Origin of the sequence: Paracoccus aerius, assembly GCF_014656455.1 — a bacterium.
GTDB lineage: Bacteria > Pseudomonadota > Alphaproteobacteria > Rhodobacterales > Rhodobacteraceae > Paracoccus > Paracoccus aerius.
Genome location: NZ_BNCL01000005.1, coordinates 217,132 through 236,410, shown reverse-complemented (window position 1 = coordinate 236,410; position 19,279 = coordinate 217,132). Strand labels below are relative to the sequence as shown.

The 19,279-nt window shown below is 66.7% G+C and carries 17 protein-coding genes; 9 read left to right on the top strand and 8 right to left on the bottom strand.

Annotation, left to right across the window (positions count from 1 at the left end):
* Positions 1 to 3 precede the first annotated feature (3 nt).
* Positions 4 to 768, bottom strand: coding sequence for a DeoR/GlpR family DNA-binding transcription regulator (locus tag IE224_RS08755; protein WP_103171535.1), 765 nt, complete (start codon positions 766 to 768; stop codon positions 4 to 6).
* A gap of 143 nt (positions 769 to 911) precedes the next feature.
* On the opposite strand from IE224_RS08755, the gene tkt reads away from it, so the two are divergent.
* On the top strand, positions 912 to 2,942 hold the full coding sequence (gene tkt / locus IE224_RS08750; protein ID WP_191309494.1) for a transketolase: 2,031 nt from the start codon (positions 912 to 914) through the stop codon (positions 2,940 to 2,942).
* Positions 2,943 to 3,012: 70 nt separating this feature from the next.
* On the opposite strand, the gene IE224_RS08745 is transcribed toward tkt, so the two are convergent.
* From IE224_RS08745 to IE224_RS08725, 5 genes are read right to left on the bottom strand one after another with little or no spacing between them, the layout of a single operon-like run.
* Positions 3,013 to 3,963 (bottom strand): sugar-binding transcriptional regulator, encoded by a 951-nt coding sequence (locus IE224_RS08745; RefSeq protein WP_191309493.1) that lies wholly within the window; start codon positions 3,961 to 3,963, stop codon positions 3,013 to 3,015.
* The gene (locus IE224_RS08740; RefSeq protein ID WP_191309491.1) at positions 3,963 to 5,111 is read right to left on the bottom strand and encodes an iron-containing alcohol dehydrogenase; all 1,149 of its coding nucleotides are present in this window, start codon (positions 5,109 to 5,111) and stop codon (positions 3,963 to 3,965) included. The genes IE224_RS08745 and IE224_RS08740 overlap by 1 nt, the downstream gene beginning before the upstream one ends.
* Positions 5,111 to 6,043, bottom strand: coding sequence for a sugar phosphate isomerase/epimerase family protein (locus IE224_RS08735; protein ID WP_191309489.1), 933 nt, complete (start codon positions 6,041 to 6,043; stop codon positions 5,111 to 5,113). Before IE224_RS08735 ends, IE224_RS08740 begins: the two co-directional genes overlap by 1 nt.
* Before the next feature lie 5 nt (positions 6,044 to 6,048).
* Positions 6,049 to 7,566 carry a glycerol-3-phosphate dehydrogenase gene (locus IE224_RS08730; protein WP_191309487.1) on the bottom strand — a complete coding sequence of 506 codons (1,518 nt, stop codon included), beginning with the start codon at positions 7,564 to 7,566 and terminating at the stop codon, positions 6,049 to 6,051.
* Positions 7,563 to 9,134, bottom strand: a complete 1,572-nt coding sequence (locus tag IE224_RS08725; RefSeq protein WP_191309485.1) for an FGGY-family carbohydrate kinase — start codon at positions 9,132 to 9,134, stop codon at positions 7,563 to 7,565. Before IE224_RS08725 ends, IE224_RS08730 begins: the two co-directional genes overlap by 4 nt.
* Before the next feature lie 380 nt (positions 9,135 to 9,514).
* On the opposite strand from IE224_RS08725, the gene IE224_RS08720 reads away from it, so the two are divergent.
* The 4 genes from IE224_RS08720 to IE224_RS08705 all read left to right on the top strand — a co-directional run bounded on the left by IE224_RS08720 (position 9,515) and on the right by IE224_RS08705 (position 13,813).
* Positions 9,515 to 10,180: a DUF2291 family protein gene (locus IE224_RS08720; protein ID WP_191309482.1), complete on the top strand. Its 666-nt coding sequence runs from the start codon at positions 9,515 to 9,517 to the stop codon at positions 10,178 to 10,180.
* Positions 10,181 to 10,188: 8 nt separating this feature from the next.
* The gene (locus IE224_RS08715) at positions 10,189 to 11,721 is read left to right on the top strand and encodes a sugar ABC transporter ATP-binding protein (RefSeq protein ID WP_191309480.1); all 1,533 of its coding nucleotides are present in this window, start codon (positions 10,189 to 10,191) and stop codon (positions 11,719 to 11,721) included.
* Positions 11,722 to 11,745: 24 nt separating this feature from the next.
* Positions 11,746 to 12,777, top strand: coding sequence for an ABC transporter permease (locus tag IE224_RS08710; protein ID WP_103171527.1), 1,032 nt, complete (start codon positions 11,746 to 11,748; stop codon positions 12,775 to 12,777).
* Positions 12,778 to 12,865: 88 nt separating this feature from the next.
* Positions 12,866 to 13,813, top strand: a complete 948-nt coding sequence (locus IE224_RS08705) for a D-ribose ABC transporter substrate-binding protein (protein ID WP_167622405.1) — start codon at positions 12,866 to 12,868, stop codon at positions 13,811 to 13,813.
* Between the two features lie 50 nt (positions 13,814 to 13,863).
* Here the strand turns inward: IE224_RS08705 and trxB are convergent, their stop codons facing one another.
* A complete protein-coding gene (gene trxB / locus IE224_RS08700; RefSeq protein WP_167622406.1) occupies positions 13,864 to 14,859 on the bottom strand; it encodes a thioredoxin-disulfide reductase in 996 nt (331 codons plus the stop codon).
* Between the two features lie 145 nt (positions 14,860 to 15,004).
* Between trxB and IE224_RS08695 the strand changes: the two genes are divergently transcribed.
* The gene (locus tag IE224_RS08695; protein ID WP_089388691.1) at positions 15,005 to 15,505 is read left to right on the top strand and encodes an Lrp/AsnC family transcriptional regulator; all 501 of its coding nucleotides are present in this window, start codon (positions 15,005 to 15,007) and stop codon (positions 15,503 to 15,505) included.
* A gap of 52 nt (positions 15,506 to 15,557) precedes the next feature.
* Here the strand turns inward: IE224_RS08695 and gshB are convergent, their stop codons facing one another.
* Positions 15,558 to 16,505, bottom strand: coding sequence for a glutathione synthase (gene gshB, locus IE224_RS08690; RefSeq protein WP_191309477.1), 948 nt, complete (start codon positions 16,503 to 16,505; stop codon positions 15,558 to 15,560).
* Positions 16,506 to 16,663: 158 nt separating this feature from the next.
* On the opposite strand from gshB, the gene fabA reads away from it, so the two are divergent.
* Genes fabA through IE224_RS08675 form a run of 3 tightly spaced genes read left to right on the top strand, consistent with a single transcriptional unit; the run spans position 16,664 to position 19,239 of the window.
* Positions 16,664 to 17,173 carry a bifunctional 3-hydroxydecanoyl-ACP dehydratase/trans-2-decenoyl-ACP isomerase gene (gene fabA, locus IE224_RS08685; protein ID WP_167622409.1) on the top strand — a complete coding sequence of 170 codons (510 nt, stop codon included), beginning with the start codon at positions 16,664 to 16,666 and terminating at the stop codon, positions 17,171 to 17,173.
* A gap of 36 nt (positions 17,174 to 17,209) precedes the next feature.
* A complete protein-coding gene (fabB, locus tag IE224_RS08680; protein ID WP_167622410.1) occupies positions 17,210 to 18,439 on the top strand; it encodes a beta-ketoacyl-ACP synthase I in 1,230 nt (409 codons plus the stop codon).
* A gap of 11 nt (positions 18,440 to 18,450) precedes the next feature.
* Positions 18,451 to 19,239, top strand: coding sequence for an enoyl-ACP reductase FabI (locus tag IE224_RS08675; RefSeq protein ID WP_167622411.1), 789 nt, complete (start codon positions 18,451 to 18,453; stop codon positions 19,237 to 19,239).
* Positions 19,240 to 19,279 lie beyond the last annotated feature (40 nt).

Genomic DNA, 19,279 nt, shown 5'->3' with positions numbered 1-19,279 from the left:
CGCTCAGTCCCTTGCGATGGTCAGCCGCAACCCTGCCCGGTCGATCGCGGCGCGATCAGGGGGCGCGGGGGCGGCATCGGTGATGATGGCGTCGAAATCGGACAGGTCGGCCAGCATGTGCAGGGCCGACCGGCCGAAGCGCGTATGGTTGACCAGCAGCACGGCCCGGTCGGCGGCGGCGATCATCGCCCGCTTGGCCCGGACCGCCGCGTCGTCCATGTGAAAGGCCCGCAGCCCGGCCACGGCGGGGGTCGAGATGAAGGCCAGATCGGCGCGCAGCCGCGACAGCGCATCCTCGGTCACGGTGCCGAAGAAGCCGTTGAACTTGGCGCTGTAGGTGCCGCCAAGCGCGATCAGCGTGATGCGCGGGGCGTCCTTCAGCCGGTCGATCACGGCGGCGTTGTTGGTGATGACGGTCAGGGGGGCCTTGTCGGTCAGGTTGGCGCCCAGCAGGGCAGCCATGGACCCGTCGTTGACCATCACGGTCATGCCCGGTTCCACCAGATCCAGCGCGGCGCGGGCCATGCGGGCCTTGGCGTCGCTGTCCTGCAAGGCGCGGATGCGGAAGTCGCTTTCGAACTGCGTCCCCGCCTCGATCGTTGCGCCGCCGCGCACCTTGCGCAGCAGCCCCGCCTGTTCAAGGTCGTCAAGATCCCGGTGGATGGTCATGCGCGACACGGCGAAACGGTCCGCCAGATCGTCCAGATCCACGGCGCGTGCGCCCACCAGAAGATCCATGATCGCCTGCCGGCGTTCGTCGCGCTTCACCTGACCCTCCTCGGCTGCGGCGTTTATAACATCGCTTGTTGAAATCGCAACATCATTTGTGTGACTTTGTGATGCCTGTTTGTGATCATTGTTGTGGCGGCGGCCTGTCCGGGGTATTCACCCCCAAACCGTCGGAGGACCACATGCCCCTAGATTCGCCCAAAGACCCCAAGATCGCCGCCAAGGCGGACCTGGATCCGCAGAACTTCGCGCTTGCCAACTGCATCCGCGCGCTGTCCATCGACGCGGTGAACGCCGCGAATTCGGGCCATCCGGGCGCGCCCATGGGCATGGCGGACGCGGCCACGGTCCTGTTCCGCAACCACCTGAAATTCGATGCGAAGAACCCCGACTGGCCGGACCGCGACCGCTTCGTGCTGTCGAACGGCCATGCGTCCATGCTGCTCTACAGCCTCCTGCACCTGACGGGTTATGAGGACATGACGCTGGAGCAGGTGAAGAACTTCCGCCAGTGGGGCTCGATCACCGCCGGCCACCCGGAATACGGACACGCCAAGGGTATCGAGACGACGACCGGCCCGCTGGGCCAGGGCATCGCCACCGCCGTGGGCATGGCGCTTGCGGAACGGGCTTTGGCGGCCGAATTCGGCGACGACCTGGTGGATCATCACACCTATGTCTTCGTGGGCGACGGCTGCCTGCAGGAAGGCATCGGGCAGGAAGCCATCAGCCTTGCGGGCCACCTGGGCCTGGGCAAGATGATCGTGCTTTACGACGACAACGACATCACCATCGACGGCCCGACCTCGATCAGCTTTTCCGAGGATGTCGCGGCGCGGTTCCAAGCCTGTGGCTGGCATGTCCAGAAATGCGACGGCCATGACGGCAAGGCGCTTGATGCGGCGATCACGGCGGCCAAGGCGGAAACCGGCAAGCCGTCCCTGATCGCGATGAAGACGGTGATCGGCTTCGGCTCGCCCAACAAGGCGGGCACCTATTCGGTCCACGGCTCGCCCCTGGGCCGCGACGAGGCCGCGCTGACCCGCGAGGCGATCGGCTGGGCGCATGATCCCTTCGTGATCCCCGAGGACCTGCTGGCCGAATGGCGCAAGATCGGCACCCGCGGCGCCTCCGACCGCGAGGCCTGGGAAGCGCGTCTTGCCGGCAAGTCTGCCGAGGTCCGCGACGAATTCAACCGCCGCTTGTCGGGCGAATTGCCCAAGGGCTATGACGCCGCTGTCAAGGCCGCCCGCGACGCGCTGTTCGCCGAACCCAGGAAGGCCGCGACCCGCAAGGCCAGCCAGATGGCGCTGGAACCCCTGACCGCCGCGTTGCCGGAAATGATCGGCGGATCGGCCGACCTGACCGGGTCGAACCTGACCCGCGTCAAGGCGGTGGACAGCCAATACACCCGCCAGGCGCCCGGCCGCTATATCGGCTATGGCGTGCGCGAATTCGGCATGGCCGCCGCGATGAACGGCATCAACCTGCATGGCGGCTTCATCGCCTATGGCGGGACGTTCCTGGTGTTTTCCGATTATGCCCGCAACGCGATCCGCCTGTCGGCGCTGATGGGGGTCGGCACGATATATGTCATGACCCATGACAGCATCGGCCTGGGCGAGGATGGCCCGACACACCAGCCGATCGAGCATCTGGCATCGCTGCGCGCGATCCCGAACCTGACGGTCCTGCGCCCTGCCGATACGGTGGAAACGCTGGAAGCCTGGGACATCGCGATCCGCAACCGCAACATCCCGTCGCTGCTGGCCCTGTCGCGCCAGGACGTGCCGCAACTGCGCCTTGATGGTGGGGACGAGAACCTGACCGCCAGGGGCGCCTATGTCCTCCGCCAGTTCGGGGAGGGCCGCGACGTGACGCTGATCGCGACGGGGACCGAGGTGCAGCTTGCCGTCCAGGCCGCCGAGGCGCTGCACCAAGGCGGGCTGAACGTCGCCGTCGTGTCGATGCCGTCCTGGGAGCTGTTCGACGCCCAGCCCGAGGAGTATCGCATGGCCACCCTGGGCGACGCGCCGCGCATCGCGGTCGAAGCGGCAGGCAAGTTCGGCTGGACCCGCTATGTCGCGTCCGAGGATGACGTGATCGGCATGACCGGCTTTGGCGCATCCGCCCCCATCGACCGGCTGTATCAGGAGTTCGGGATCACGGTGGATGCCATCGTCGCCCGCGCGAAGGCGGTGACGGGGAAGTAAGCGCAACGGTGCGTGCAAGCACGCACCCTGCCCGCAAACCGTAGGGTGCGTGCTTTGCACGCACCTTTTTCTATTGGTCCGCCAAGGCCTGCGCCGTCGCCTCGTCCGTGATCAGCCCTTGCAGCCGCCCGCTGCGCAAGGCCGCACGGATCGCCTGGACCTTGTCCACCCCGCCCGCGATCACCACGACCCGACTGGCCCCCGGTTCGTCCAGCGAAGCCGACAGCGTGCGGGCAGAAAGCGTGGTTTCCAGCACCCGGCCTTCGGGGTCGAAGAAATGGCCCATCATCTCGCCCACGCCGCCCGCCGCGCGGATTTCGTCGATCTCTCGCGGCTCGATCATGCCCGATGCCACAAGCTGCGCGCCGGGATCGACCGTGCCCATGCCCACGAATTTCAGATCCGCGCCATTGGCCAGGTCGAAGATGTCGCGCACGCCCGGCTGGTTCAGCAGCACCGCGCGGTCGCTCTCGGAATTGGCGAAGAAGGGCACCGGCAGCACATAGGCCTGCGCGCCGGTGCGTTCCGCCAGGCGGTGCATCACGTCATGGCGGTTGGCAGAGTAATGCCGCGTAAGCCCGCCCAACAGAGACACGAAGCGGGTGCCGTTCGCGTCAAACCGCGGCAGTTCCTGCACCGCTGCCGCAAGCGTGCGGCCGTGACCCAGGCCGATCGTCTTGTGCTCGCCCCGTTCGACTTCGCGGCGCAGGAAGCTGGCACCGGCCAGGCCCAGAGCGCGCAGGGGCATCCCTTCCTCGCCCAAGTCGGGGGCGACCTCGCAGAAGGCCAGGCCGTACAGCGCGCAGAGCCGGTCCTCCAGCACCGCGCATTCCACGATCTCGCCGTCGATGCTGACCTTGACCACGCCCTCGGCCACGGCGCGGGCAATAAGGCGATGCGCCTTGACGCCGGTGACGCCCAGCCGTTTTGCGACTGCTGCCTGGGTCAGCCCGCCAGCGTAATGCAGCCAGGCCGCGCGGGTGGCGAGGCTTCGTTCCGGGTCGATCCCCTGTCGCGCCATCAGCCGGCCTCCTCCATGATGCGGCGAAGCTGGTTTTCGCTCAGCGCCACCGGGTTGGCCTTCATCGAGGATGACGCGGCCGCGGCGTCGGCAGCGGCGGCCTGCGCCTCGGGGCCGATGCCAAGCGCGGTCAGCGCCGGAAGGCCCGCGCGATGCGACCAGTCGGCCAGCGCCCGCGTCGCCTCGGGCATCGAGGCGAAGGGCGTATCAAAGGCCGCGCCGATCCAGCGGGCGACCTGGTCCAGCCGCTCGATCGCAGCCGGGTCGTGGGCAGCCGTGCGGTTTGCCATCAGCACATGGGGCAGCAGCGCCCCGCAGATCGCACCATGCGGCGCGCCAGTCAGCCCGCCCAGCGGCCCGGCAAGCCCGTGGACCGCGCCAAGCCCGGCATTGGCAAGCGCTAGGCCGCCGCACAGACTGACCCAAGCCATCTCGTCCCGCGCCTCGGGTTCCTCGTCCTCCATCAGGCGCCGGATCGCGGCCAGCCCGCGCGGGATCGCGTCGCGGCACAACGCGTCGGTCAGCGGGTTTGTGCGGGTGCAGACGAAAGGCTCGATCACCTGGGTGACGGCATCCAGGCCCGAGGCCAGCGTCACCGGGCGCGGGCAGCCATCGGTCAGCGCCGGGTCCACGACCGCCAGTCGCGGCAGCATCCGGGCGTCGCGCAAGCTGACCTTGCGGCGGTGGTCGGGCACGCCGATCACGGCGTTGCGCGTGACCTCGGCCCCCGTGCCCGCGGTGGTTGGGATGGCGACAAAGGGCAAGGGCGGATGGTCCAGCGGCAGGCCCTGCCCCACGACCTCAAGATGGTCCAGCATCGGGCGCGTGGCAGGGACAAGTGCGGCAATGGCTTTTCCTGCGTCGATGACAGCGCCGCCGCCGAGGGCCACCACGACCTGCGCCCCCTGGGCGGTGCGGATGCCCTGGGCCACCAGATCGGTGTCGGGTTCGCGCGGCACGGCGAAGCCCACAACCTCGCAGCCCTGCGCCCGCAACCCATCGGCCAGCCAGGCGGCACGGTCGGGATTGCGGCCATGGACCAGCAGCACTCGTTGCCCAAGCCCCACCACACGCGCGGCCGCATTGGCGGCCTGCCCCCTGCCGAACAGGATTTCAGCAGCAGAGGCAAAGGCGAAGGGCGCGACCATCAGACCTTCAGATCCCCAGCGCCGCTGTCGATATGCGGTGCCCAGAAGGCCACGCTTTCGGCGATATGCGCGATCACCTGGCGGTCGTTCGGTTCGCGTTCCTTGAAGGACAGTTCCAGGCAGATCTCGTTGTCCACCGCGCCGCCCTGGGCCAGGGCCTCCAGCAGCGGTTCCGGCTGCACGCGGCCCTTGGCGTTGTATTCGGCAGTGAAGGGACGGTGGCCCGACTTGTCCATCATCGACTGCTTGATGTGGATGATGGGCGAAACCCTGGGCACCGCGCGCGCCCAGGCATAGGGGTCGGTGTCGTCCGGGTTCGGGCTGGTCACGTCGCCGTGGTCGATGTCGGCCATCATCCACATTGGCACGGCCATGTCCGCCGCCGTCAGCCGGTCCTGCAGGGCCATGCAGGCGTCGATGGTTTCGCCGAACTCGCGACCCACGCTCATGGGTTCCCAGAAGACATAGGACAGACCGGCGGCCTTGGCATGGTCCGCGACCTCGGCCCAGGCGTCGATGGCGATGCGGATCAAATCCTCGCGCCGCTGCGGGTCGTCATAGTCGCGATAGGTGAAGATCGCGAACTGCGTGCCGACCGAAGTGCCGCCGAGGTCGCCTATGATGTCGGCAAAGGTCTTGAACCAGTCGACATAGTATCGCCGCACATCGCGGTCGGGATGGCCGAAATGGTTCAGCCGCCCGTAAGGCCCCGTCATGCCGCTGGTGACGCGCACGCCGGTGCGGACAAGCGCGGCCCCCATCTGCCGCGTCAGGCGGCGGATCACGGGGGCGGGCCAGGACGGGTTGATGAACTCATGCGTCAGTTGCAGGTCACGGATGCGCAGATCCCGCGCGACCGTTTGGATCAGGTCGTCGGGATCGGCGAAGCGGTTGACCAGCGGGTTGGTGTTCAGCGAAAGCGTCAGGGCCATGGCGGTCACGCAGCCTGCGCCAGGTCAGAGCCGTTGAACCAATCCACGAAGGCCTGCTGTTCTTCGGGCGTCAGGTGCAAGTAGTGCTTGGTGCGCCGCCACAGGATGTCCTCGGGCTGCTGCGCCCATTCCCTGGCGACCAGATAGCGCGCCTCGGCTTCGTAGAGGTTGCCGCCGAAGTGTCGGCCAAGCCCGTCCATGTTCATCGCGCCGGCGACCACGTCCTTGGTTCGCGCGCCATAGAGGCGGGCGTAATGGACGACCAGCTTGCGCGGCATCCAGGGGTGCAGTTCGCGCAACAGGTTCAGGAAGGATTCGAAATCAGCATTGGCGATCTCTCCGCCCGGCAGGGGGGTGGTCTCTGTCCAGTCGGGCCCCATCGCCGGAAAGATGTCCCGCAGCTTGTGCATCCCGCGTTCGGCTAGTTCGCGGAAGGTCGTGATCTTGCCGCCGAACACGTTCAGCAGCGGCGCACCGCCGGTCGTGTCCAGGTCGAAGACATAGTCGCGGGTCACGGCCGACGGGTTGCCCGCGCCGTCGTCGAACAGCGGCCGCACCCCCGAAAAGGCGTGCAGCACGTCCGAAGGGCGCAGTTTCTCCTTGAAATAGCGGTTCACGGCGGCCAGCAGGTAATCGACCTCGTCGTCCGAGATGGTCACGTCCTCGGCCCGGTTCTCCCACGGGATGTCCGTGGTGCCGATCAGCGCCTTGTCGCCTTCGTAGGGGTTGATGAAGATCACCCGCCGGTCCTTGTTCTGGACCAGATAGGCCTGCTGGCCCGACCACCATTTCGGCACGATGATGTGGCTGCCCTTGACCAGCCGGACGTTGCGGCTGGAGTTGGACCCCGCGACGTTGTTGATGACCTGCGACACCCAGGGTCCGGCGCAGTTGACGATGCAGCGGGCGCGGAAGGTGCGGACTTCCCCGGTGAGTTCGTTGCGGGTCTGGGCGGTCCAGGCGCCGTTTTCGCGCCGGGCGGAAATGCAGGGGCTGCGGGTCAGGACCTCGGCCCCCTTTTCGGCCGCGCCGACGGCGTTCAGGATCACCAGGCGCGCATCGTCCACCCAGCAGTCGCTGTATTCGAACCCCTTGTGATACTGGTCCAGCAAGGGCGCGCCTTCGGGATCGCGGCGCAGATCCAGCGTGCGGGTGCCGGGCAGCTTCTTGCGCCCGCCCAGGTGGTCGTAAAGGAACAGGCCCAGGCGGACCAGCCAGGCGGGGCGATCCTCGGGTGAATGGGGCAGCACGAAGCGCATCGGCCAGATGATATGCGGGGCCGCGTTCAGCAGCACCTCCCGCTCGATCAGGGCCTCGCGGACCAGGCGGAACTCGTAGTATTCCAGATAGCGCAGGCCCCCATGGACCAGCTTGCCCGACCGGGACGAGGTGCCTTGGGCCAGATCGTCCTTTTCGCACAGCACGACCTTCAGCCCCCGTCCGGCCGCATCGCGGGCCATGCCCGCGCCGTTGATGCCGCCGCCAATGACGAAAAGGTCGATCATCTCGGAATCAGGGGTCATAGCCAGTGTCCTTTCAGGGATCGGGCAGCGGCAAGCGCGTCCCAGGCGGGCGGCAAGGCCCGGCGCGAAGCGGTGAAGGCGGGGAACAGCGCGTCATAGGCTGCAACCAGCACGGGATCGGGCGGTTCTGCCTGGCCCAGCAACGGGGTCACCCACTGGGCGATGCAGGCCTCCATGTCCGGATAGGCGCCGATGGCGACGGCGGCCATCATGGCGGCGCCCGCGGCCCCTGCCTCGTCCCGGTCGGACACGCGGACAGGGGCGTTCAGGCTGGCGGCCAGGATGCCCCGCAGGCCCCGCGACCGCGCGGCCCCGCCGGTCAGGCGCAATTCACCCGGCAGCGGCCCCATTGCGGCATAGCAGTCGCGCATGGCCATGCCCAGGCCTTCGGCCACGGCGCGGATCAGGTCGGGATAGCGGTGGCCCGCCGACAGCCCGACAAAGCCCGCCCGCGCATGAGCGTCGACAAAGGGCCCGCGTTCCCCGGCTTCCGAGATATAGGGGTGATAGACGATCTGGCCGGGGGTGGACTGCAGCAGCCAGCCCTCGATATGGGCGACCAGGTCGCGATGGGTCACGGACTGGCCCATGTCGGACATGATGCCTGCCGCGAGCCCCAGCACCCAGTCCAGGTTCAGCGTCGCGGCCATGTTGGTCTGCACCTGCGTGACGACGCCGGGGACCGGCAGGCAGATGACATAGCCCGTGCCCTCGTCGTTCAGATGCACGTCCTGAGACCGGACGGCGCGCAGGTGGACGCCCGTCGATCCCACGGTGGAACAGGCCACGTCGCCCGCAGCCCCGCCATAGACGCCCGCGCCAAGCGCGGTCATCACCATGTCCACATAGCCCAGGGATACAGGCGTTCCGGCCAGCAGTCCGGTCTGGCGCGCGGCGTCCTGCGTCAGCGGATGCGTGACCTGCGTGCCGTCGATGATCGGCGGCAGCAGGCTGCGGCGATGCGTCAGGCCAAGCGCGTCGATTACCGCGTCGTCATATTGGCGGGTGCGGAAATTGCCGAAGGTGAAGCTGGCCTCGGACGGATCGGTCGCCTGCACGCCCGTCAGGTTCAGGTAAAGCCAGTCCTTGCAATGCAGCGCGACCTTGGCCCCGTCCAGAAGGTCGGGCGCGTGGGCGTCCATATGCGCCATCTGGCTGCCCTGCTGGCAGGTATTCAGCCCGGTGCCCGTGGCTTCGAAACGCGCGCGGTTGGCGGGACCGGCGGCCAGCCGCGCCACGGTCGGCGCGGCGCGCGCGTCCAGCCACAGCCAGGCATCGCCCACCGGCCCGTCGCGCCCGACCAGCCACGTCCCGTCGCCCTGCGCCGTTACCGACAGCGCCGCCGTGCGCCCCGCCAGACCGTCGATCTTGGCCCCCAGCCCACGCAAGGCGGCGGCGCAGTCGTCCCATGTCTGGTGCAGCGATTGCGTGGCGGACCCGTCCGTTCCCGAATGATAACGGTTGGGGACCGACGAAGCCGCGATCTGCCGCCCGCCCAGATCAAAGGCCACCGCCTTGATGACCGAGGTGCCAGCATCTATGCCGATAAGGATGTCACGGCCGGCCATGAAGCGTTCCCTTGCAGGGCTGGCCGAGTGTCGCGGCAGTCATTCCAATCCCTCCTGCGCGGGTCCATCGCAGGACCGCGCCCCGATCCGGATCCTTACACGAAAGGACATGCCTCGTGAATGCATTTTTTTGCAGACATAGTAAATAATTTCAGCTAAGGTCTGGGGCAATGGGCAGGATCCGTCAGAGGAGGCGACCTGCGCACCGGGCCCTGCGGCCAGTCACGCGGGCCAGCGGCCGAGGATGCAAAAGGGGGGAAACGACATGCCCGACAAGCAGGCATTGACTGCACGCCTTCGGTGGACGATTTCGCCTGGCGGCGCTTTCCCCGCATCAGCCGCCACCCGCTGACCCCAGAAGACAGGCAGGGCCTTTATCCATGAGCCACAGCACCGCCCCCTCCACATCCGCCCCCAAGGCCCCCGCCCCCTCGCGGCGCGGGATGCTGATGGGCGCAGCGGCCATCGTCGTCCTGGCGGGCGCTATCGCGCTTGACACCACCGTCGTTCCCATCGGTTCCGAGGCCGATGTCCGGGTGCAAGCCTTTTCGCCCGACAGCTATGGCCAGGAACAGTTTCCGCGCATCCAGGCCTTCGTGAAGGAAAAGGCCGTCGATGCGGCGACCCTGGCCCCCGCCGTCCTGGCCGACAAGGACGCGGCGGCGGAACAATATGGTGTCGCGTCGTCCACCGGGGCGATCATGTTCGTGACCCTGACCGGCGTCGCGGGCGAGGCGCGGTCGGGCGTCTATCCGCTGACGGTGGACGGCCTGCCCGAAGACATCACCGTCCGCGTCCAGACCGGCCCTGCGATCAACGGCACCGACCTGCGCGACGCGCCGGGCGATATCGCCTTTGGCGACTTCAAGAACCAGATCGAATACCAGGACGCCGGATCGGGCATCAACCGCGCGATGAAGGCCGCCGTGCTGGACGGCATCGACACCGCCAGCCTGACCGGCAAGTCCGTCACCGTCACCGGCGCCTTCCGCCTGATCAACCCCAAGAACTGGATGATCACCCCGGTCGAGGTCGCCGTCCAATGAGCGGGCAGATGACCCGGCAGACGGAAGGCAATCCCGACGCCCGCGAGGTGGTCCTGGCCGCGCGCAACGTCGCCAAGTCGTATGGCAACGTTCACGCGCTGAAGGGCGTGAACTTCGACATCCATCGCGGCCAGGTCACCACCCTGTTCGGCGAGAACGGCGCGGGCAAGTCCACGCTGATGAAGATCCTGTCAGGCGTCATCCAGCCCACGACCGGCCAGATCATCCTGGACGGCCGGCCTGTCAGCTTTGCCAACGCGAACGAGGCCCGCGACCGGGGCATTTCCATCATCCACCAGGAACTGTCGCTGGCCCCGAACCTGTCGGTCCGCGACAACATCTTCATGGGCCGCGAGTTGCGCGGCCCCATGGGCGTCGATTTCGCCGAGGAGGAACGCCAGGTCCGCATCCTGATGGAGGAGCTGGAGGAGGAGATCGACCCCCTGACCCCGGTCGAGGAACTGCGCCTGGGCCAGCAGCAGATCGTGGAGATCGCCCGCGCCCTGTCCGTGGACAGCCGCATCCTGATCATGGACGAACCGACCAGTGCGCTTTCGGCCAGCGAGGTCGAGGTGCTGTTCAAGGTCATCCGCGACCTGACCGCCAAGGGTGTCAGCATCGTCTATATCTCTCACCACCTGGAAGAAGCGCTGACGATCACCGACCACGCGGTGGTGCTGCGCGACGGGACCATGACGGCCTATGCGCCGCGCGCCGACATCGACCTGGAATGGATCGTGCGCAACATGGTGGGCGAGAACTACGACCTGGGCAGCCCGCCCGACAGCGCCAGGGGGCAGGTCGCCCTGTCAATCCGCAACCTGTCGGTGCCCGACCAGACCGGGCAGGATCTGGTCCGCAACCTGTCGCTGGACCTGCGCGCCGGGGAAATCGTCTGCATCTATGGCCTGATGGGCGCGGGGCGGACCGAACTGCTGGAAACCTGCGCGGGCCGGTTGCGCGCGTCGGGTGGAGAGATCGTGCTGGAAGGGCAGGAGATTTCCCACCTGCCCATCGGCGAACGCATCGCCCGCGGCCTTGCCCTGGTGCCCGAGGATCGCCAGCGCGACGGCTTGGTCCAGACCATGAGCGTGGGCCAGAACCTTTCGCTGGCTTCCATCCGAAACTTCACGCGCGGGCTGTTCACGTCCAGCCGCGCCGAACGGACGCTGGTCGACGACAGCATCCGCAGCGTCACGGTCAAGACCTCGGGCGGGGGCGCGCCCATCGGATCGCTGTCGGGGGGCAACCAGCAGAAGGTCGTGATCGGCAAGATGCTGGCCACCAACCCCCGCGTCATCATGCTGGACGAACCTTCGCGCGGCATCGACATCGGCGCCAAGGCCGAGGTCTTCCGCCTGCTGGCCGAAGGCGCCCGCCGGGGCCTTGCCGTCATCTATTCCACATCCGAGGTCAGCGAATGCCTGTCCATCGCGCATCGGATCATCGTCATGCACAAGGGCCGCATCTCGGCCGAATTCGATTCCACCGTTTCCAAGGAAAAGATCATGGCCGCCTCGGGCGAGTCCGTGGCTGCCTGATGGGCCGTTGAGCGAGGAAAACCTATGTCTGCCACCACCACCGCGCCCAAACAGGACGGCTTCAGCATCGGCCGCCTGCTGCTGGAAGGCCGCGCCTTTTTCGCCCTGATCGCGATCATCGCGGTCTTTTCCTTCCTGTCGCCGAACTATTTCACGGTGTCGAACTTCCTGATCATGTCGTCGCAGGTGGCGATCTATGGCATCCTGTCGGTGGGGATGCTGCTGGTGATCCTGAACGGCGGGATCGACCTGTCGGTCGGATCCATCCTCGCGCTTTGCGGGGTCTGCGCGGGCGCGATGATGCAGGGCGTCACGCTGGAATGGGCGGGGGTGATCCTTTACCCGCCGGTCTGGGCAGTGGTCGTGCTGACCATCGCCATCGGCGCCGCGGTCGGCGCGCTGAACGGCGTTCTGGTGGCCTTCTTCAAGGTGCCACCCTTCGTAGCCACGCTGGGCGTGATGTATGTGGCGCGCGGGGTCGCGCTTCTGATGACGAACGGGCTGACTTACAACAACCTGCGCGGCCAGGAAGCCCTGGGCAATACCGGCTTCAACTGGCTGGGCTTCAACCGGCTGTGGGGCATCCCCATCAGCGTGATCGTGCTGGCCGTGGTGGCGGTGCTGGCGGGGCTGATGCTGTCGCGTTCGGCCTTCGGACGCTGGCTGTATGCCTCGGGCGGGAACGAACGCGCGGCGGAACTGTCGGGCGTGCCGGTGCGGCTGGTCAAGATCACGGTCTACACCATCTCGGGGGCGCTGTCGGCGGTGGCGGGGCTTGTGTTGGCCTCGCAGCTGACATCGGCGGGGCCGACGGCGGGGACCACCTATGAACTTACCGCCATTGCGGCTGTGGTGATCGGCGGCGCGGCGCTGACCGGCGGGCGCGGCGGCGTGCGCGGCACGATGCTGGGCGCCTTCGTGATCGGCTTCCTGTCGGCGGGCCTGGTCATCATCGGCGTCAGTTCATACTGGCAGACGGTCTTCACCGGCGCCGTGATCGTGCTGGCCGTGCTGATGAACTCGATCCAATACGGGCGCGGCGGGCGCAAGTCCTGACGGCCCACGACCTTCGCCGTCCGGCGCGGGACGCCGGGCGGAAAGCCTGCCTTCCGGCAGTGTAACAACCCAAAGGGGAGAGAGAGTAATGTTCACCATGACCCGCCGCGCGCTGCTTGCCGCCGCCGTCGCCATGCCGATGATGGCAGGCGCCGCCTCGGCCGAGGGGCTGATCACCATCATCGTCAACGACCCCGCGAACCCCTATTGGTTCACGGAAGGCGAGGTCGCCAAGAAGACCGCCGAGGAACTGGGCTACACCGCCAACGTGGCCGCGCACCGGGGCGACACCAACACCGAAAGCACCCTGGTCGATACCGCGATCACCAACCAGTCGGTCGCGCTGATCCTGGACCCGGCCAATGCCGACGGGTCCGTGGGCGCGGTGCAGAAGGCCGTTGACGCGGGCATCCCCGTCTTCCTGGTCAATGCCGAGATCAACCAGGAAGGTCTGGCCAAGGCGCAGTTGGTGTCTAACAACGCGCAGGGCGCGGCCCTTGGCGCGCAGGCCTGGGTCGAGGCCGTGGGCGATGCGGGCAACTATGTCGAGCTGTTCGGCGCGCCGTCAGACAACAACGCCCAGACCCGGTCCAACGGCTTCGAGACCGTGCTGACCCAGTATCCCGACTTGGTGAAGGTCGGCCAGGAAGTCGCCAACTGGGACCGCACCCAGGGCTATCAGAAGATGCAGTCGCTGCTGCAGGCCAATCCCGACATCATCGGCGTGATCTCGGGCAACGATGAAATGGCACTGGGCGCCATCGCCGCGCTGAAGGAAGCCGGCAAGCTGGAACAGGTCAAGGTCGGCGGCTTCGACGGATCCCCCGACGCGGTCGAGGCCGTGAAGGCTGGCGAGTTGCAATACACCGTCCTGCAGCCCGTCGCCGTCTTCGCCGAGGAAGCCGTCCGCCAGGCCGACAACTTCATCAAGAACGGCACGACTGGCGTGGATACGGAAAAGCAACTGTTCGACTGCCTGCTGATCACCGCCGACAACGTGGACAACTACACCGGCCCCTTTGTCCTGGAACAGTAAGGACGCCGGAAAAGCAGAAAGGGGCGCGGATCACCGCGCCCCTTTTTCGTTCATTCGGCCATTTCGTCTTCGCGCCAAGCATGGTCGGGATCGGGCTCGCCCGCGTCGTCATGTTCGGCCAGCCAGTTCTCGGCATCCAGTGCCGCCATGCAGCCCATGCCCGCGCTTGTCACCGCCTGGCGATAGACATGGTCGGTCAGGTCGCCCGCCGCGAAGACGCCGGGGATCGAGGTGCGGGTACTGCCCGGTTCGACCTTCACATAGCCGCCGTTGTGCAGCTCGAGCTGGTCCTTGACCAGTTCGCTGGCGGGCGCATGGCCGATCGCCACGAAAACGCCGTCTGCCGGAACCGTGCGCGTGCTGCCGTCCACCGTCGAGGTCAGGACCGCGCCGGTCACGCCTGCCGGGGTATCGGTGCCTTGGACCTCGGTCAGCGCGTGGTTCCAGATCACCTCGACCTTGGGGTTCTTGAACAGGCGCTGTTGCAGGATCTTCTCGGCCCGCAGGCTGTCGCGGCGGTGGACCAGCGTCACCTTGCTCGCGAACTTGGTCAGGAACAGCGCTTCTTCCACCGCGGTGTTGCCGCCGCCGATCACCAGAACCTCGCGGTTGCGATAGAAGAAGCCGTCGCAGGTGGCGCAGGCGGAAACGCCGAAGCCCTTGAACTTTTCCTCGGAGGGCAGGCCCAGCCAGCGGGCCTGGGCTCCGGTGGCCAGGATCACCGCGTCGGCCGTGACAACGCGGCCGCTGTCGCAGGTGGCGGTAAAGGGGCGGCGCTGCAGGTCAAGCGAGGTCACCATGTCGATCACGATGTCGGTGCCCATGGCGCGGGCATGCTCCTCCATCTTGACCATCAGCTCGGGGCCCTGAATCTCGGTCTCTCCGGGCCAGTTCTCGACCTCGGTCGTGATGGTCAGTTGTCCGCCGGGCTGCATCCCCTGGATCAGCATCGGGTTCAGCATGGCCCGCGCGGCATAGACGGCGGCGGTATAGCCCGCGGGGCCGGACCCCACGATCAGAAGTTTCACATGCGTGCGTTCGGTCATCTTGCGTCCCATCCGGTGTTTGTGCATGAGGTAGTGCTTCCGCCCGGAAATCGCAACGCGGGACGCGCGCAGAAAGAATATTGCGCGCAGTGTGCCTGCATTGTAGTTTCCGGAAACGCCAAAGACCCGATCAAGAAAGAGCAGCATGGCCGGCGCGAAACTGGATGACATCGACCGCAAGATCCTGGCCGAACTTCAGGCTGACGGCCGGATGACCAATGTCGAACTGGCCCGCCGGGTGGGTATCTCCGCGCCCCCCTGCCTGCGCCGCGTCCGCGCGCTTGAGGAAACCGGCTTCATCCGCGGATATCACGCCGACATCGACGCGCGCGAACTGGGATTCGAGGTGCAGGTCTTTGCCATGGTGCGCCTTGCCAGCCAGTCCGAACGCGACCTGTCGGCCTTCGAGGCCCTGGTGCAGGGCTGGCCCCTGGTCCGGGAATGCCACATGCTGAACGGAGAGATCGACTTCATCCTGAAATGCGTCTCGCCTGATCTGTCCAGCTTCCAGCGGTTCCTGACGCAGTCGCTGACAGCGGCGCCGAACGTGGCCAGCGTCAAGACCTCGCTGGTGATCCGGGCGGCGAAGGATCAGCCGGGGGTGCCGTTCGAGGTGGTGGAGGAGAGGGTAAGGGAGGCGGGGTAAAGGCCGGGGGGCCAGCCCCCGCACCCCCGGGAAATTTAGGCCAAGGTGAGGATCAGCGCGCAGGCACCCGCCGCTCAATCGCCTCCCAAATCTTCTCCGCCGCGTTGATCCCGTCGAAGCGTTCCAGTTCCTGGATCCCCGTAGGCGAGGTCACGTTGATTTCCGTCAGCCAGCCGTCGATCACGTCGATGCCGGTGAAGATCAGGCCTTTTTCGCGCAGGACCGGTCCGATCCGCTTGCAGATCTCGTATTCCCGCTCGGTCAGGCCGATCTTTTCGGCGCGGCCGCCGACATGCATGTTCGACCGGGCCTCGCCCGTCTGGGGGACGCGGTTGATCGCGCCGACGAGTTCGCCGTCCACCAGGATGATGCGCTTGTCGCCCTGGCTCACGGCATGGATGTATTTCTGCGCGATCATCGGCTCGCGGTTGATGCCCGCGAACAGTTCCAGCAGCGCCGACAGGTTGCGGTCCTCGGGGTCCAGGTGGAAGACCCCTGCCCCGCCATTGCCGTAAAGCGGCTTCACGATGATGTCGCCGTGCCGGTCGCGGAAGCGCCGGATCGCGGCAGGATCGCGGGCGATCATGGTGGGCGGCGTCAGGTCGGGGAAATCCAGCACCATCAGCTTTTCCGGGCAGTTCCTGACCCAGAAGGGATCGTTCACCACCAGCGTCCCCGGATGCACCCGGTCCAGCAGATGCGTCGAGGTGACATAGGCCATGTCAAAGGGCGGATCCTGGCGCAGCCAGACCACGTCGAAGTCGGACAGGTCCACCTCGGCCCAGTCGCCGAAGGTGACGTGGTTGCCCTGCTCGCGGCGCAGGGTCACGGGGCGGCCGCGCGCGATCACCCGGCCCTCGTCATAGCGCAGCTGATCGACGGTGTATTGGAACAGCCGATGGCCGCGGGCCTCGGCCTCCAGCCCGATGCGGAAGGTGCTGTCCCCTGTGATCGAGACATGTTCGATCGGGTCCATCTGCAGGGCGACATACAGGCTCATCACATCCTCCTTGGGGGCGGCACAGGGACGCTTGTCGCCCGGCCATTTGCGGGATGCAAGCCGCCGCTGCATTGACTTGCACGCGCGTTACCCCAAGTGATAGACGGGCGTCGATTTTGTGAAAGCTGGCCGATGGCCTGCAAGAAAGGCAAGACTGCATGGCGATGGACAAGACCAGCTTCGACCGCGACGACCTGCTGGCCTGCGCCCGGGGCGAGTTGTTCGGCCCCGGCAACGCGCAACTGCCCGAACCGCCCATGCTGATGATGGACCGCATCACCGACATTTCCGAAGACGGCGGGGAACATGGCAAGGGCCATGTGGTGGCCGAATTCGACATCACCCCCGACCTGTGGTTCTTCGCCTGCCATTTCCCGGGCAACCCGATCATGCCCGGCTGCCTTGGCCTGGACGGGCTTTGGCAGTTGACCGGCTTCAACCTGGGCTGGCGCGGCTGGCAGGGGCGCGGCTATGCCCTGGGCGTGGGCGAGGTCAAGCTGACCGGCATGGTCCGCCCCGACCGCAAGCTGCTGCGCTATCACGTCGATTTCACGAAGGCCGTGCAGACGCGGCGCCTGACGATGGGCGTGGCCGACGGCCGCGTCGAGGCGGATGGCGAGACCATCTACCAGGTCAAGGACATGAAGGTCGCGCTGTCGTCCAACTGACGGCGGCCCACTGAACATAAGCAAGGAGGAAGGCCCATGCGACGCGTCGTCATCACCGGCCTTGGTATCGTCTCGCCCATCGGCAACAATGCCGACGAGGTGACGGAAAGCCTGAAGGCGGGCCGGTCGGGCATCGTCTTCGCGCCCGAATATGCCGAACACGGGTTCCGCAGCCAGGTCCACGGGATGCCCCAGATCGTGCTGGAGGATCACATCGACAAGCGCAACCTGCGCTTCATGGGTCCGGGCGCGGCCTACAACTTCCTGGCCATGGAACAGGCGATCAAGGATTCCGGGCTTGAGGAAGGCGACGTGTCCAACCCTCGCACCGGGCTGATCATGGGATCGGGCGGGCCGTCCACCAGCAACTTCTTCCTGGCGCACCAGACCGTCATCGAAAAGGGCAGCCCCAAGCGCATGGGGCCGTTCATGGTGACGCGCTGCATGTCGTCCACCAACTCGGCGACGCTTGCCACGCCCTTCAAGATCAAGGGCGTGAACTATTCCATCACCTCGGCCTGTTCGACCTCGGCCCACTGCATCGGCAACGGGGTCGAACAGATCCAACTGGGCAAGCAGGACATCGTCTTTGCGGGCGGCGGCGAGGAACTGGACTGGACGCTGTCCTGCCTGTTCGACGCGATGGGCGCCATGTCGTCGAAATACAACGACACGCCTGAAACCGCGTCCCGGCCCTATGACGCGACCCGCGACGGGTTCGTCATCGCAGGCGGCGGCGGCGTCGTCGTGCTGGAGGAACTGGAGCACGCCAAGGCGCGCGGCGCCAAGATCTATGCCGAGGTGACCGGCTATGGCGCGACCAGCGACGGCTATGACATGGTCGCCCCGTCCGGCGAAGGCGGCGAGCGGTCGATGCGGCTTGCCCTGGACACCCTGCCCGAAGGCCGCAAGGTCAGCTATATCAACGCCCATGGCACCTCGACCCCCGTGGGCGACGTGGGCGAGGTCAAGGCCGTACGCCGCATCTGGGGCGAGGGAAACACCCCGCCAATCAGTTCCACGAAGTCGCTGACCGGCCATTCGCTGGGCGCAACCGGTGTGCACGAGGCGATCTACAGCCTGTTGATGTTGCAAAATGACTTCATTGCAGCATCTGCAAACGTGACCACCCTAGACCCCGAAATCCAGCCGGGCGAGATTGCGACAAGCCGGGTGGACAATGCCGGTCTTGATTCCGTGCTGTCGAACAGCTTCGGGTTCGGGGGAACGAACGCCACCCTGCTGATGTCGAAATACCTGGAGTAAGCGGGGACAGTATGGGCGATCTTCTTCAAGGCAAGCGCGGGCTTGTGATGGGGGTCGCCAACGACCATTCCATCGCCTGGGGCATCGCAAAGGCGGTGGCGGACCAGGGGGCGGAACTTGCCTTTTCCTATCAGGGAGAGGCTTTCGGCAAGCGCGTGCAGCCCCTGGCGGCTTCGGTCGGGTCGGATTTCCTGCTGGACGTGGACGTGACCGACGATGCCTCGCTGGACGCGGCCTTCGGGGCGATCACGGAACGCTGGGGCAGCCTGGACTTCGTGGTCCATGCCATCGCTTTCTCCAACAAGAACGAGTTGACCGGCCGGTTCATGAACACCAGCCGCGCGAACTTCAAGCACAGCCTTGAGATTTCCTGCTATTCCCTGATCGAGGTCGCGCGGCGCGCCCATCCCCTGATGTCGGCGGGCGGGTCGCTGATCACGCTGACCTATGGCGGGTCGAACCGGGTGACGCCCTTCTACAACGTGATGGGGGTTGCCAAGGCCGCGCTGGAATCGACGGTGCGCTATCTGGCCAACGACCTTGGCCCGGACGGCATCCGCGTGAACGCGATCAGCCCGGGCCCGATGAAGACCCTGGCGGGCGCTGCCATTGGCGGGGCGCGCAAGACCTTCCGCCACACCGAGGCCAATGCCCCCCTGCGCAAGAACGCCACGCTCGACGCGATCGGCGGCACTGCGGTCTGGATGCTGTCGGATTGGGGCGCCTGCACCACGGGCGAGATCGTGCTGGTCGATGGCGGCTATCACGTCCTGGGAATGCCGCAGAGCGAGAACCTGTGATGCCGCCGCGGGGGTGCTTCGCCCCCGCACCCCCCGAGGA